The organism is Nonlabens sp. (genome assembly GCF_039941875.1).
In the GTDB taxonomy this organism is placed as follows: domain Bacteria; phylum Bacteroidota; class Bacteroidia; order Flavobacteriales; family Flavobacteriaceae; genus Nonlabens.
In genome coordinates this window covers 25,233-37,982 of record NZ_JBDVDQ010000013.1, presented here as the reverse complement: position 1 = coordinate 37,982, position 12,750 = coordinate 25,233, and the positions used below count along the sequence as shown (strand labels likewise).

The 12,750-nt window shown below is 31.9% G+C and carries 11 protein-coding genes; all 11 read left to right on the top strand.

Translation table 11 applies throughout. The features are described 5' to 3' along the window. Positions 1 to 2 precede the first annotated feature (2 nt). Genes ABJF08_RS07370 through ABJF08_RS07320 form a run of 11 tightly spaced genes read left to right on the top strand, consistent with a single transcriptional unit; the run spans position 3 to position 12,741 of the window. Complete coding sequence (locus ABJF08_RS07370; protein ID WP_348115459.1) at positions 3 to 2,462, top strand: polysaccharide biosynthesis tyrosine autokinase; 2,460 nt, start codon at positions 3 to 5, stop codon at positions 2,460 to 2,462. A 4-nt stretch (positions 2,463 to 2,466) separates the two neighbouring features. Beyond that, the gene (locus ABJF08_RS07365; RefSeq protein ID WP_348115458.1) at positions 2,467 to 3,324 is read left to right on the top strand and encodes an ABC transporter permease; all 858 of its coding nucleotides are present in this window, start codon (positions 2,467 to 2,469) and stop codon (positions 3,322 to 3,324) included. Continuing rightward, positions 3,324 to 4,151, top strand: a complete 828-nt coding sequence (locus tag ABJF08_RS07360; RefSeq protein WP_348115457.1) for a polysaccharide pyruvyl transferase family protein — start codon at positions 3,324 to 3,326, stop codon at positions 4,149 to 4,151. Before ABJF08_RS07365 ends, ABJF08_RS07360 begins: the two co-directional genes overlap by 1 nt. Beyond that, positions 4,144 to 5,364, top strand: coding sequence for an ABC transporter ATP-binding protein (locus ABJF08_RS07355; RefSeq protein ID WP_348115456.1), 1,221 nt, complete (start codon positions 4,144 to 4,146; stop codon positions 5,362 to 5,364). Before ABJF08_RS07360 ends, ABJF08_RS07355 begins: the two co-directional genes overlap by 8 nt. Then, positions 5,352 to 6,296, top strand: coding sequence for a class I SAM-dependent methyltransferase (locus ABJF08_RS07350; RefSeq protein WP_348115455.1), 945 nt, complete (start codon positions 5,352 to 5,354; stop codon positions 6,294 to 6,296). Before ABJF08_RS07355 ends, ABJF08_RS07350 begins: the two co-directional genes overlap by 13 nt. Positions 6,297 to 6,307: 11 nt before the next feature. Further along, the gene (locus ABJF08_RS07345) at positions 6,308 to 7,480 is read left to right on the top strand and encodes a glycosyltransferase family 4 protein (RefSeq protein WP_348115454.1); all 1,173 of its coding nucleotides are present in this window, start codon (positions 6,308 to 6,310) and stop codon (positions 7,478 to 7,480) included. Positions 7,481 to 7,513: 33 nt separating this feature from the next. Continuing rightward, positions 7,514 to 8,506, top strand: coding sequence for a glycosyltransferase family 2 protein (locus tag ABJF08_RS07340; RefSeq protein ID WP_348115453.1), 993 nt, complete (start codon positions 7,514 to 7,516; stop codon positions 8,504 to 8,506). A 17-nt stretch (positions 8,507 to 8,523) separates the two neighbouring features. Continuing rightward, positions 8,524 to 9,624, top strand: a complete 1,101-nt coding sequence (locus tag ABJF08_RS07335; protein WP_348115451.1) for a glycosyltransferase — start codon at positions 8,524 to 8,526, stop codon at positions 9,622 to 9,624. 37 nt (positions 9,625 to 9,661) lie between these two features. Beyond that, positions 9,662 to 10,687 carry a glycosyltransferase family A protein gene (locus tag ABJF08_RS07330; RefSeq protein WP_348115450.1) on the top strand — a complete coding sequence of 342 codons (1,026 nt, stop codon included), beginning with the start codon at positions 9,662 to 9,664 and terminating at the stop codon, positions 10,685 to 10,687. 21 nt (positions 10,688 to 10,708) lie between these two features. Next, the gene (locus ABJF08_RS07325) at positions 10,709 to 11,779 is read left to right on the top strand and encodes a glycosyltransferase (protein WP_348115449.1); all 1,071 of its coding nucleotides are present in this window, start codon (positions 10,709 to 10,711) and stop codon (positions 11,777 to 11,779) included. A 41-nt stretch (positions 11,780 to 11,820) separates the two neighbouring features. After that, a complete protein-coding gene (locus tag ABJF08_RS07320; protein ID WP_348115448.1) occupies positions 11,821 to 12,741 on the top strand; it encodes a glycosyltransferase family 10 in 921 nt (306 codons plus the stop codon). The last annotated feature ends 9 nt before the right edge of the window (positions 12,742 to 12,750 follow it).

The window sequence follows — 12,750 nt, the reverse complement described above, 5'->3', positions numbered from 1 at the left end:
TCATGGAAGAAGAAAATGAAGTTAATAGCCTAACTGGCATATTTGACATTAGACAGTTTTTCAGTAAACTGATACGCTTGTGGTGGTTGTTATTACTTTGCCTGGGTGTTGGTATAGGTTATGCTTATTATAAGAACCAATTTATACAGACTTATTATGATATGAATTCCTTAATCAGTATTAAGGACAATTCAAATCCGTTATTTACCAGTAACACCAGTCTAACTTTTAATTGGGGTGGTACTACAGATAAGGTTACAACAGCGATTACTCAGTTCAAATCACGTTCTCATGCAGAAGAAGTCGTGGACGAACTTCAGTTCTATATCAATTATATTAAAGAAGGTAAATATTATAATGTAGACGCTTATAAGCAAACACCTTTCTTTATTTATGCCGTAGAAGATGCCTTGCAAATAAAAGGCAATTCCATACGTATTAATGTGTTAAATGATAAGGAATTTGAATTAACGGCTAATTTTAGTTCAAATAGTGCAGGAGCTTTTAATTATTTCACTAAAGAAGGTGGTCAGGTTAATACACCACAAGGAGAATGGAAACAGAAATTTGAATTTGGCAAGCCTATTAATCTACCTTTTTTACATGTCACTATAGAAAAGACCAGCAGTACCACTCAAAAAGGAACCTGGTTATTTAATTTTGGCGATTATTGGGGTACGGTAAGTCGTTATAAAGGTATATCTATTCTTCAAAAACCTACTGGTTCTTCTATCATACAACTTTCTTTAAGAGGTTCTAATAAAGATAGATTAGTAGATTATATCAATTCCAGTTCTATAGTTCTAGAAAAAGGGGAACTAGAACGTAAGAATAAATTTGCTGTCAGTACGATTAAGTATATCGATAGCAGTCTTATCGCTCAGGCAGAGGCTATCAAAGCATCTGAAAATGAATTGGAAGATTTTCAATCTAAGAGTCAGTTAGTAGATGCAGCTGTTCAAAATAGTGATTTTAATGCAAAGCTTACTGATTTTGAATTTCAGCGAACTAACCTTCAGAATAAATTAGATTATTACAATAACTTACGTAATTACTTAAGAGATAAAACTGATTATACCGCCATACAGGCTCCTACAGTAGTCGGTATTACAGAAGGAAGTGTGGTAGGAAGTGTTGCCAGATTAATACAGTTATCTGAAGAGCGCAAACGCAGACAGTTTGCCATGAGAGAAGATGCGCCTATTTTCAGAGAAATAGATCGAGATATCAACGCTATTAAAGAAGTTATTTTTGAAAACATTTCTAGTTCAAAACTTCAACTTAATGGCGAGCTGAAACAGCTCAACTCTGAAATTTATAAAATAGAGGCTAAGATTAAAACCTTACCAAAGGAAGAGCAGGAGTACCTTAAAATACAACGTCAGTTTGATTTAAGACAGAATGCTTATAACATTTTTCAAGCTAGAAGAGCAGAGGCAGAGTTAGTCAAAGCGGCGAATGTGTCAGATATTTATGTTATAGATGCAGCAAAAGATATAGGTAGCGGTGGACAGCGCAAAGATTCTAATATCAATTACTTAATTGCTTTGATGGTAGCATTTGCAGCACCTATCTCAGTTGCTTTTGTACTTACTCTTTTAGATAATTATGTACACAGCCCTAAGGATCTTGAAAAACTAAGCCCAGTTTCTGTGTTAGGAGTCGTAGGAAAAATGGATCATCCTACTAATTTAATAGTACGTGACAAACCTAAATCTACGATAGCAGAATCTTTTAGAGGGATACGTTCTAGTTTACACTTTATTTATGATCAAGAATCGCAACACGATTCTCGTACGATTATGGTTACCAGTAGTGTGAGTGGAGAAGGGAAAACATTTACCAGTATCAACCTTGCTACTGTTTTTGCTTTAAGTGGTAAACGTACCTTACTGGTAGGTTTAGATTTAAGAAAGCCTAAGATATTTGATGATTTTGAGATTGATAACGATTTAGGAGTTTCTAACTACTTAGTAAACGATTGCTCCTTAAATGACATTATTAGATCTGCAGGAATAGAAAATCTAGATATAGCACTTTCTGGCCCGGTACCGCCTAATCCTAGTGAGCTTATTATGTCTAAACGTGCTGGAGACATGATAGAAGAGTTTAAAAAGAATTATGACTACGTTATTCTAGATACACCACCATTGGGTCTAGTAGCAGATGCTCTAGAAATAGCAAAGCATGCAGACGCTAGTCTCTATATGGTACGTCAGGGCTATACTAAAAAAGGAATGCTCGATGTGGTGAATGAAAAATATAAAAGAGACGAAATTAAAAACTTGAGTTTTATATTTAATCATTTTAGTGATAAAGGGACTTACGGTTATGGTTATGGCTACGGTTATGGCTATGGTTATGGAGCCTATGGCAATGGGTATCATGAAAATGATGTGAAAGATGGTTTTTTAACTAAAATTAAAAAAGCAATACAATCTAAATTTAATTCTAAGGCCTAATTTTATGTCAGATAAGGATTGGCTTTATGAAATCAAGCCCAAAGGAAAACTTATAGACCTCAATCTTAAAGAGATCTGGCGTTATAGAGATCTTCTCGTGTTATTTGTAAAGCGGGATATTGTTACCGTTTATAAGCAAACCGTTTTAGGACCTTTATGGTTTTTGATTCAGCCATTGTTTACCAGTGTCGTGTTTACACTTGTTTTCAACACATTTGCAGATATTAAAACAGACGGTGTACCACCATTTCTGTTTAATCTTGCAGGTATTACCTTATGGAATTACTTTAAAGAATGTCTAACGACGTCAAGTAATACCTTTACAGCAAACGCCAGTTTATTTGGTAAGGTGTATTTTCCTAGATTTATTGTGCCTGCTTCTAAGGTGTTATCAGGACTGTTTAAGTATGGTATACAGTTGCTTATATTTATTATCTTTTACTTGTATTTCATACTAGTAAAAGATGTTAACATAGCGCCGTCCATTTATGTTTGGTTATTTCCACTGACCATACTGAACATGGCTTTATTAGGACTAGGTGTAGGTATGATTTTAAGTTCTATGACTACTAAGTATCGGGATCTTACTATATTAGTTTCCTTTGGTATCAACCTATTAATGTATTTAAGTGCTGTGATGTATCCTTTAAGCGAGGCAAAAATTAAAAGTCCAGATTGGGCATGGATTATAGAGGCAAATCCGCTAGCGCAGGTGATAGAATTGTATAGAAACTTATTGTTAGGCACAGGCGATATTTCATTTTCTGGTTTATGGATCAGTTCAGGTGTGGCGATTATTGCCTTTTTAATAGGTCTTATTATTTTTAATAGAACCGAAAAAACTTTTATCGACACCGTATAATGGCAGCAATACGACTATACTGGTGGAGTGAGATCTTTATCCAGAAAAAACAGAAAGAAAACTACGGCGATCTATTAGGTAAATATCTAGTAGAAAAAATTTCTGGTAAAAAAGTATCTTGGGTACGTGCTCAAAAGTTTTCTATTAAAAATTTATTTACCCCTTTATACGTAACTATAGGCAGTGTACTCGCTCATATCAATAGCTATTGTACGGTATGGGGCAGCGGTATTAACCATAAAGATGAGTCCATAGCTAGTGCTAGATTTTTGTCTGTTAGAGGTCCGCTTTCGCGAAAGCGAATCCTCGAACTAGGTTATGAGTGTCCAGCGGTCTATGGAGATCCGGCACTATTATTACCGTTATATCATTATCCTAATGTAGACAAAGCGTTCACCTTAGGAATTATACCACATATCAACGACCTAGAAATAGTGAAGAAACTATATGGTGAACGTAAAGATATTTTAATTATAGATTTCAATACCAATGATATAGAAAAAACAACTAATGAAATACTAAGTTGTGAGAAGATTTTATCTTCTTCTCTACATGGTGTTATCGTGGCGCATGCTTATCAAATACCAGCTGTACAGGTTAAGTTTTCAGAAAATATTTATGGAGATGGAGTAAAGTATCACGATTACTTTCTATCTGTAGGTTTAAACACCTACCAGCCAGAGTTTATAGAGAAAGAGATAGGAGTTGAAGAAGCGGTGATTATGATAAAGAATCATGAGAGCTCCTTACCATCTCAACAGGTAATTCATAATTTACAACAAGGTTTACTAGCTGTATGTCCTTTTAAAACTGCAAGCGATGAGTGATGATGTTATTTTAAAAGCTGTAAATGTTTCTAAACAATACCGTTTAGGAACCGTAGGAACTGGTACCTTAAGTCATGATTTAAACAGATTTTGGGCCAGGATAAGAGGTAAAGAAGATCCATATCTTACAATAGGTGCCGTAAATGACCGCAGTGCTGCGGCCACTAGTGATTATGTATGGGCGATAAAGGATATCAACTTTGAGGTAAAACGTGGCGAGATACTGGGTATTATCGGTAAAAATGGTGCTGGTAAATCTACATTATTAAAGATACTGTCTAGAGTAACTAGCCCTACAACAGGTTCTATAAAAACTAAAGGACGCATCGCGAGTTTGCTAGAAGTAGGTACTGGTATGCATCCAGAACTTACAGGTAGAGAAAATGTTTATCTCAACGGAGCTATTTTGGGAATGACTAAAACCGAAATTTCTGATAAGATAGATGAGATAGTGGAGTTTTCTGGCTGTCAGATGTACATTGATACACCAGTAAAGCGTTATTCTAGTGGTATGCGCGTGCGGTTAGGTTTTGCCGTTGCCGCGTTTCTAGAACCAGATATATTAGTAGTAGATGAGGTACTAGCGGTAGGAGATGCAGAGTTTCAGAAAAAAGCAATCGGGAAAATGCAAGATATTTCTAATACGAGTGGACGTACGGTGCTTTTTGTGAGTCATAATATGGCTGCTGTGAAGAGTTTGTGTAGTAGAACTATGGTTTTAAGTAATGGAGAAATTAGTTTTGTAGGAGAAACTAATGACGCCATAAATGATTACTTAAAGAATTCATCTAATAATCAGAATGATATGCAGATAAAACGGTCTGATCTCATTTCTGAAATCAGATTAGAGGAGAAAAATATTAATCATAACCAAAATCTACGTATTCATTTGAAATTAGATTATAAAGAATATGATACGATAACTATTGGTTATGTTTTAGAAAATAATTTTGGGGAAAGAGTTGCGGCAGCAAATATGCATCAAGCTTCTCAAAAATTTGAAAAACAAAACGGAACTGATGTAGTCATAGAGATTCAAAATATGACTCTGGTTCCAGGTCTTTATAACATTTCATTATTTATAGGAAATGGAACTTTTGATTTAGAAGAATTGAAAAATGTTTGCGAGTTTTCTATGGAGTGGAATTATGATATAACCTTGCCAAAAAAGAATTGGGGACAAAACTACTTTAGCACTTTATGGATTCAATAAAAGCAAATTGCATATTATGCAAATCAAACGACTTGTCAGTTGAGTCGACTTTTGATTCAAAATTGATTAATGATATTTATCAAGAGTCGTTTGGTAGAGATTTTTCTCAGTTTTTCAACCTTGAATCTTTTTCTTTTTTTAAATGTAATGATTGTAGCCATTTGTTTTTTGATCCTAGAATGGCTGGAAATGATAAGTTCTATGAAGTTTTACAAGAGATAAGAGATAATTATTACAGTCCGTTGAGACCTGAATTTTTAATGATTAAAAATTATATAACTCAAGAGGATAAAGTCTTAGAAGTAGGTGCTGGTGATGGAGATTTTGCCAAAGTTATAAATTGCGATAGTTATGTAGGTTTAGAATTCAATGATCTGGCCATTAAAAATGCAATTGCAAAAGGTGTCACACTTAAAGATGAGAGTGTTGAAGCTCATTCTTTATCAAACAAAGAGGTTTATGATGTTATTGTGAGTAATCATGTTCATGAACATGTGAGTGATTTATATAGTTTTATAGAAGCTGGGGTAAAATGTTTAAGGAAAGATGGATACTATATTTTTTCTGTACCGAATAATGATAATCATGACACATCTAGTATCAACCATACTTTGAATTTACCACCACATCATATATCTAGGTTTAATAAGAAATCATTTGAAAGTTTAGATATTTTTGGTTTAGAACTGGTATCTCTTGAATCGGTTAAGGTTTCTAAATCTCGTAAGTATCGTCTAGGTATAGTTAATAGTTTTCTTTTAAAGAAAATAGCAAAATTAAATAATTGGAATCAAGTCGCTATTCCACTCAAGTCAGTGCATAAAGCAACTAATATGATAAATAAACTCCCGATTAAGTTGAAACTTGTAATCTATAAGTTCTTAATTAAAGATCAAGGTTTAAATAGTGTTGTAGTGTATAAGAAATTGTAATTGATCTTAAAATGAATAAAAATGTACTGATAGTAATGAACTCTTTTCCTGAGCTTTCAGAGACTTTTATTAGAGATCATATTCTTTGTGCTTTAAATGTTTCAGAAAGTGTTTATGTTGGTGCAAAAGCGATAAAATCAAATTCGCAAGCGTTAGAAGGATATCATGAGATTATATCCAAGGTAAAAATTTTTGAGATTGGAACCTTTTATGAATTGACAACATTTAAAGCTCTTCTATCATTAATTAATCCATTTAATTTTTATGATCTTCTCTTACTAAAGTTTAATAAAAAAGATTACAAAAAAAAAATTCTCAACAAAAGGTTCAAAAAGCTTGTTGAGAATAATCAGATAGACAACATACATTTTCATTTTGGGGATGTAGCTAGAGAATTTTTAAAAGTTATTGGGCCGCTAGAAAATGTAAAGATTCACGTCACTTTTCACGGTTATGATATTCGACACCTTTCACAAGATCCTCAATTTTACACACCATTAATCCATCTTGTTGATACACCTATAGCAATCTCTACTTGGAATTTTAAGGCTTTGTTATCTGCTGGATTTAATTCTCAGAAAATAAAGAGGATAAATAATCCAATTGATGATAGGTTTTTCTCTTCGATTAATGGAAAAGAAAAGCTGAATTTAATAAAAATGCTAGCTGTAGGTAGATTAGAAAAAGTCAAAGGGTTTGATAACCTTTTAAGAAGTCTCGCTCTACTACTGAAGTCATTAAGAGAAAAGGATGTTGAGGTACAGTTAACTATTATAGGGGAAGGCTCAGAAAGACAAAATTTAGAAATGCTCATTACAGAATTGGCAATTCAGGATTTTGTTTCTTTAACAGGTTCTAAAAATAGATTTGAGATAAAAGAGGTTTATGATCAATCTGATTTTTTAGTTATAAGCAGTTTGCACGAAGCATTACCTACCGTTATGCTAGAAGCAATGAGTATGGGATTACCAGTCGTATCAACCTCGGTAGGTTCAATCCCTTATGAATTACCTGAAAATAATATTCTGTGTCGTACAAATGAACCATTTGAATTGGCTAAAGGATTAGAACAAATGTTATTTTTGAGGAGTTCATGGGATGCAATAGGTAAGGTCAATCGACAGTATATTTTAAAAGAATATGGAAGAGATGTTTTTGAAACAAATCTGAGGTCATTGTATTAAAACCTCAAATATTTAATCTATATTAATTAGGTAATGAAAGACAATTTGATATCAATAATAATCCCGAGTTATAATAGAGCACATCTTATTATAGAGACTTTAGAATCTATAAGGAAACAGACTTACGGAAATTGGGAATGTATTATTGTAGATGACAGAAGTACTGATTATACAGAACAAGTTGTATGTGATTATATAAAGGATAAACCTAGGTTTTCATATTATAACAGGCCGTTAGAAAAGCTCAAAGGAGCAAATTCCTGTCGTAATTATGGCTTAAGTATTTCAAATGGGGATTATATTATATTTTTTGATAGTGATGATGTTTTAACATCTACATCATTTGAAAATAGAGTTAAAGAATTTCAAAAAAATGATAATTTAGATATAGTTATCTTTGAAATGGGAAAGTTCTCAGGAAATAAATTTCAAAAAGAGAGTAAATCTCTAGTGATCAATGGTGATTGGGATGTTGCATTAAATGCTTTTTTAACTTTGAAGACTTTGCCATGGAGTATTTGTCGTCCTACTTATAAAAAGAGCTTTATTGATAATATTAAATTTAACGAAAACCTTCAAAGATTTCAGGATATAGATTTTAACATACGATTACTAGTTTTAAATAAACCTATTTATATATCTATTCCAGAAATTGATTGCTATTATAGAATAGCTGATAATAATAATCCGAGAAAGCCTGAGTTTTTTACTCACGTAATACAGTCTGTAGCTATATTTATTGAATCCATAACAACATGTCTTAATGATTCTAGAATTGATTTGCCTAAGCAGAAAATAAAAGAATGGATTTTTGATATAATAAGGAATTACATGAATTCTAATGTTAGCATATCAATTTTACACAAAACAATATCAAAGGCAAATAATTTATTAAACTTCAATAAAGGAGAACTGTTTTTAATTTATAGTCTAGGTTACTTAAATAAAGCATATAAATATAAAAAAGGTTACCACTTTCTCTATCAGAAAATTAAAATTAATTATTTCAAGATCATAATTAAATGAAAATATTATTTATCTCTATGCCGTCAATACACGCTGCTAGATGGATATCTAATGTAGAAGATGAATGCAATGAGCTATACTGGTTTAATGTTTTAAGTAAAGATAATGTCGAATTTGAAAATAAAGTTGTAAAATTTAATGAATGGCATCGACGTAAAGTTGCACCTATTAAAGGGGAGTATACGTTATCTAAAAAAAGCCCTGAGCTATATGACTTGATTAGACCCATATTAGAAATTACAGAAAATCAATATTTGCATCAAATTATTTCTCAAATTAAACCAGACATAATTCATGTTTTTGAGATGCAAACTTGCTTTTACCCCATTATAAAAACTTTGAAATCTTTTACGGAGATAAAAATAATATATTCTTGTTGGGGTAGTGATTTATTTTATTATCAAAACTTCCATGTTCATCTATTAAAAATTAAAAAAGCACTCAAACTAGTAGACTTGTTACATGTAGATAATACTAGAGATAAGTTGATCGCAAGTAAATTAGGTTATGATGGTGTGACAGCTGTTATTCCAGGTGGTGGAGGTTATAAAATAGGTGCGTATTTAAAATTTAAAAAACCAATATCTCAACGTTCTATTATTTTAATTAAAGGTTATGAGCATGATTTCGGTAGAGCACTTAACGTATTGAAAGCTATAAAGGATATTCATGTTCCTGATGGATTGAAAGTAGTGGTTTTTGGAGCACATGCAAAAACTACTACTTTCATAAATGAGAATAAACTTAATATAGAAACATACGGCAGGCATGATTTAAATCATGTAGAATTATTAGAACTTATGGGAAAAGCTTATATCTACATTGGTAATAGTATTTCTGATGGCATGCCTAATACTTTAATAGAATCTATGATAATGGGAGCATTTCCAATACAAAGTAATCCAGGAGGCAGCACAGAAGATCTAGTAATACACCATTGTAATGGTTGTTTATTAAATAACCCTCTAGATATAAAAGACATTTCTAATCAAATATCATTTGCATTAAATGAAAAACATATTGTTCAAAAGGCATTCAAGCATAACGAATTATTAATTAATTCAAAATATAATTTTGAATTAATTAATAAACAAATCAACGACCTTTACAATACATAGTAGAAAATTATTTTCATGATTTTATTCTTAAAATAATATGCGAGAAGGAAAGAATCCTATCAGAGATCAACGACTAGAAAATAAGGAGAGCAATCATGTGATCATCGTCCCATTTTTTATTAGTAATAAGGTAGAGTATTTTTCTGGTACTCTAGACATTTTAAAACTATGTTTACAATCATTGCGAATCAATTCTTGTTATGATTCTCAAATACATCTCGTAGCAAACGGCTATCGATCTATTGCAATAGAAAAAGAGTTGATAGAATTACATCAACAAGGTTATACAGATCATCTAAGTTTAATAACAAAACCTGTAGGTAAGGTAAACGCTATTTTAGGTGTTCTAAGAAATGTCAGATCATCTTATGTAACCATTACAGACGCAGATGTTCTTTTTCTCCCACAATGGGATAAAGAAGTTTTTAAAGTCTTTAAAAACTTTAAAAAGGCTGCCGCAGTATCTCCTGTACCTATTTTCAGAACCCATAATAGGTTGACATCAAATATTTGGGCAGACTATTTGTTTTCTAATAAGCTTTCTTTTTCTGACGTAGAAGATCCAGAGGCGATGACGCAATATGCAAAAAGCATAGGCTGGCCCTGGTTAGATAAAAAATATAAGACTAAATACATGACCCTTACTGCAAGTAATGGAGACAAAGCGGTAGTAGGAAATGGCCATTTTTGTGTTACCTATAACACTTCTATTTTTAAAGCCTTGCCCTATGAAAATGCAGATTTTATTCTAGGTGGAAATTCAGAAAATAAATACCTTGACGAGCCAGCAGTTTTATGTGATGGATATAGATTGGCGACCTTGTCAAATAATGCTTACCATATGGGTAATAAACCAGAACCCTGGATGAGTGACTTAGTAAATAGTTTTTTACCTCTAGAAAAAGAAGACTTTACTATTCTTAATCATAAATTTAGACCTCGTAAACTAACTTATAGAATTAAAATTAAATTTTTTAAAAATTTACTATCTCGTTTTAAATTACTAGATGTTTTTTACAGAGCAAAAGGTCTATCTAAAAATGACATTAAATTTATAAAATAGATCCTAGAAAACACTAATAAAATGAGTCTCTCCATAGTCATAGTGAATAGAAATAGGGCTTTTGAAATTGTTCAAAAGACTCTCGATTCTATATATCCACAGCTCAATGATAGCATTATGCTTACCATTGTAGATTATGGTAGTACTACAGAATATCAGCAAAAAATCAATGCATTAATAGAAGAAAAGTATCCAGCAATTAACTTGATACTTTGCCCTACACAAGGTCAATTATTCCATAAAACTCGTGCCATTAATATGGTGTTGCGTGATTGTACGGCTACCTATTTTATGGTGCTAGACATGGATTGTATAGCGCATCCTGAATTTGTAGAAAAGGCATTAATACTAGCCTCAGAAAATGAGGTGATTAATTTTCCTTATGGATTTTTAAAAAAAGAAGAAAGTAAGAACTTAAAAGCATTTAATGATTATCATGTAGATTTTATAGGTGGATTAACCGGCACGGCTATTTTTAATACGGAGAAATTACAGTCCATAAATGGATTTGACGAGTTCTATCACAATTGGGGTGCCGAAGATGCTGATATGTTTGACCGTCTAGAACGCATCGATGTACACACTAACTTGTATCAAGAAGAAGTTTTGTTATTGCACCAATGGCATGAAAAAGGATATAGAGATATAAAAAGTAAGCAGCCGTTTCATAGTTATTTAGAAAAGATAAATCATGAATATTATACGCTTTCGCGAAAGCGTAACACAACAAAAGTCAACATAAATAACAACTGGGGTTTACCCTGCGATCCTGCTGCATATAGACTTTTAAATGAACCTGTTGAGAGATGGGAATTTAAAAACTATCTACAAGAAATTACAGGTTTACTTACTAGCCTTGTAGAACAACGAGTAGAACAACGAGTAGAACAACCAGTAGAGATAAGAATAACCAAGGTTTTAAAAAATAGTAAGGATAAAATCAAAAAAATCCTTAACAAAAAAACGAAACCTGTTTTAGATATGGATCTGGTTAATGATAGACTACTAGAAACGATTATCTTGCATTATCGCAACCGACCGTACTTTTATGAATATGATAGAGACTTATCGGTTATAAAGGTTTTCATTTAATTAGTACTAGATTTATGATAAATATTTTTATAACAAATAACATGACTTACACTCCTTTTAAGGGGTTTCATGAAATAGATTTACCATTCTTTAAAAAGAATAAAATAAATATTGTAGACTCTCCTAATAATGCTCAAATAATTGTTTCACAAAAAATCAAACAATTAAAGCCTTATTTTTTCAAATATCGAACTCAAAAAAAATATTTATTATGGACACTAGAACCTCGGTTCAATACCTCTACCGAGAACATAAATTCATTTTATTTTGGGTGGTTAAAGATTCATATTATGAACATTTATACTGGTGATGTTTTCGTTGATCGGCTAAGTTTTCATTCAAAAAAAATTGATAAAAAATTAATTCCTTTAAAAGACAGTTTTAAAATATTGAATAGGAAGCTAGTTGGGTTAATGAGTTTTTATAAAGGACTAGATTCAGAACCAATAATGGTAAATGGACTAGATGTGGATTTGATAAAACCTAGGGTTAACATTGCTCTTTATGGACATTCTAATAATTTGATGGATGTATATGGTAAAGGATGGCCAGATGGTATATCAAAAGAGGATAGTAGGGATGGTGACTGGTCAGAATCAAAAGGTGGTTTACTAGAACCCTATTTATTTAATCTTTGTTTTGAAAACACAGCTGCTTTACGCTATACTACAGAGAAAATATGGGATAGTATTGCAAATGGTTGCTTACCTGTGTATTATAGCAAAGGAACTGGTATTTACGATTTGTTTCCTGAGAATTCTTTTATTGATTATTCATTATTAAATAGTCCAAAAGAATTATTTGAACTCATTCAAAATATGAGTGACGAAGAATACGTCATTAGAATGAATAAATGTATTGGAGTTTATAATCAAATAAGCGAATTAAGTCCGAATCAAAAAAATGAATTGAGATTAAAATCGTTAAATAAGATTATAGATAAGATCTCAGAAATTTTATAACATAATAAT

What these genes read in the sequence shown, in the direction of transcription:
- ABJF08_RS07330 (WP_348115450.1), top strand. Translation starts at nt 9,662, where the DNA reads ATGCGAGAAGGAAAGAATCCTATCAGAGATCAACGACTAGAAAATAAG.
- ABJF08_RS07325 (WP_348115449.1), top strand. Translation starts at nt 10,709, where the DNA reads ATGAGTCTCTCCATAGTCATAGTGAATAGAAATAGGGCTTTTGAAATT.
- ABJF08_RS07355 (WP_348115456.1), top strand. Translation starts at nt 4,144, where the DNA reads ATGAGTGATGATGTTATTTTAAAAGCTGTAAATGTTTCTAAACAATAC.
- ABJF08_RS07365 (WP_348115458.1), top strand. Translation starts at nt 2,467, where the DNA reads ATGTCAGATAAGGATTGGCTTTATGAAATCAAGCCCAAAGGAAAACTT.
- ABJF08_RS07320 (WP_348115448.1), top strand. Translation starts at nt 11,821, where the DNA reads ATGACTTACACTCCTTTTAAGGGGTTTCATGAAATAGATTTACCATTC.
- ABJF08_RS07350 (WP_348115455.1), top strand. Translation starts at nt 5,352, where the DNA reads ATGGATTCAATAAAAGCAAATTGCATATTATGCAAATCAAACGACTTG.
- ABJF08_RS07370 (WP_348115459.1), top strand. Translation starts at nt 3, where the DNA reads ATGGAAGAAGAAAATGAAGTTAATAGCCTAACTGGCATATTTGACATT.
- ABJF08_RS07340 (WP_348115453.1), top strand. Translation starts at nt 7,514, where the DNA reads ATGAAAGACAATTTGATATCAATAATAATCCCGAGTTATAATAGAGCA.
- ABJF08_RS07335 (WP_348115451.1), top strand. Translation starts at nt 8,524, where the DNA reads ATGCCGTCAATACACGCTGCTAGATGGATATCTAATGTAGAAGATGAA.
- ABJF08_RS07360 (WP_348115457.1), top strand. Translation starts at nt 3,324, where the DNA reads ATGGCAGCAATACGACTATACTGGTGGAGTGAGATCTTTATCCAGAAA.
- ABJF08_RS07345 (WP_348115454.1), top strand. Translation starts at nt 6,308, where the DNA reads ATGAATAAAAATGTACTGATAGTAATGAACTCTTTTCCTGAGCTTTCA.